At 38.9% G+C, this 1,531-nt stretch carries 1 protein-coding gene; it reads left to right on the forward strand.

Annotation, left to right across the window (positions count from 1 at the left end; all coding sequences use genetic code 11):
• The first annotated feature begins 168 nt into the window (after nt 1-168).
• Complete coding sequence (locus tag ACFO3P_RS14530; RefSeq protein ID WP_289585514.1) at nt 169-1,530, forward strand: IS4 family transposase; 1,362 nt, start codon at nt 169-171, stop codon at nt 1,528-1,530.
• Nucleotide 1,531: the final 1 nt, after the last annotated feature.

The following is a 1,531-nucleotide window of genomic DNA, read 5'->3' on the forward strand; positions in this document are numbered from 1 at the left end:
ACTCAACTTTCGCACCTAGAAAAACTTAATAAAATCAATAAGCTCAAGTACTTGTAGCTACTGTAGTAGGTTGCTTGACACAGATTTTAAACATGAAAAAACACCTTTCCGTTTGGTATAGTTGATTTGTCTAGAATCACTACCAAAACAGAAGAGGTGTCTCCTACCATGATAGCGAATAATGCCCCGAATAAGCAACTGCCAACTGAAATAAAATCTGTATTTAAAGAATTAGGTGTTCTAAAACATTTGCGTAACGCTGGAATTACCAAGTCTTTTGGCATTTCTAGTGCTATTATTTTTCAATTAATCTTTCGTCTCATCTTTGAACATAAAAATTGGTTTCGTATGCTGGATAGTAAGAAGTCCGCAGATCTTCCGGCGAAAGATACGGTTTATCGCTTTTTAAACAAGTCTACTTTTAATTGGCGGCGTTTTCTGCTTGTCTTGGCTTCTTCTGTCATTTCAAAAGTATCTGCCTTTACGAGTCATCGTCGTCCTAAAGTATTTATCATCGATGATTCCTCTTATGACCGGAATAGAAGCAAAAAAGTAGAGTTATTAGCCCGGTGTTTTGATCATGCTTCTCAAAAGATGAGGTTTTATAAAGGGTTCCGCATGTTAACTTTGGGATGGTCCGATGGCGCAACTTTTATGCCTGTAGACTTCTCTTTATTAAGTTCGAAAAAGCATCAGATCAATGGTATTTCTAAAGACATCGATAAGCGCAGTTCTGGATATAAACGTCGCCAGGAAGCCTTACAAACCGCACCGGAACAAATTCCGGGTATGCTTCAGCGTGCCATGAATGCCGGGATAGATGCTTCTTATGTGTTAATGGATTCCTGGTTTACCCAACCGCCTCTGATCAAAGACATCAAAGAACAAGGACTTGATGTGGTTGGCATGGTTAAAAATTTAAAACAACGTTATCTGGTAGATGGCAAACATGTCAGTTTAAAAGAACTTTATCGTCTGGCAAAACCGGCATTCGGCAAGAAAAACATTCTTCGTTCCATTCACACCACACAAGCCAACGGTGTGCCGGTCAAAGTCGTATTTGTGCGTAATCGTAATAAAAAGAGCGACTGGCTCGCTATTTTGAGTACAGATTGTACCCTTAGCGATCAAGAAATTATTCGTATCTATGGGATGCGCTGGGATATTGAAGTCTTTTTCAAGACAACCAAATCGCTTTTGAATCTACAAAAAGAGTTCCAAAGCCGGTCTTATGATGCCCTTATCAGCCATACCACGATTGTATTTACAAGGTATATCGTGCTTTCTTGGCAAAACCGTTGTAACTCGGATGATCGAACACTAGGCGGCTTATTTTATGAATTATGTGATGAAATTGATGAACTGGATTGGGCTGTTGCTTTACAGCAATTAATCGAGATTCTTGATGATGTCATCCAGCATACCAATAAAGCAATACAAAAATTAATCAAAAATCAAGTACAGCAATGGGTGGCAGGTTTACCTAACTATATCAAGGGTTACATGTCTATTTCAGTGTGCGAAAGTTGAG

It is taken from the genome of Oceanobacillus aidingensis (genome assembly GCF_042654105.1).
Classification (GTDB): domain Bacteria; phylum Bacillota; class Bacilli; order Bacillales; family Amphibacillaceae; genus Oceanobacillus; species Oceanobacillus oncorhynchi.

Coding starts and splice junctions, on each gene's coding strand:
- ACFO3P_RS14530 (WP_289585514.1), top strand. CDS start 169: ATGATAGCGAATAATGCCCCGAATAAGCAACTGCCAACTGAAATAAAA.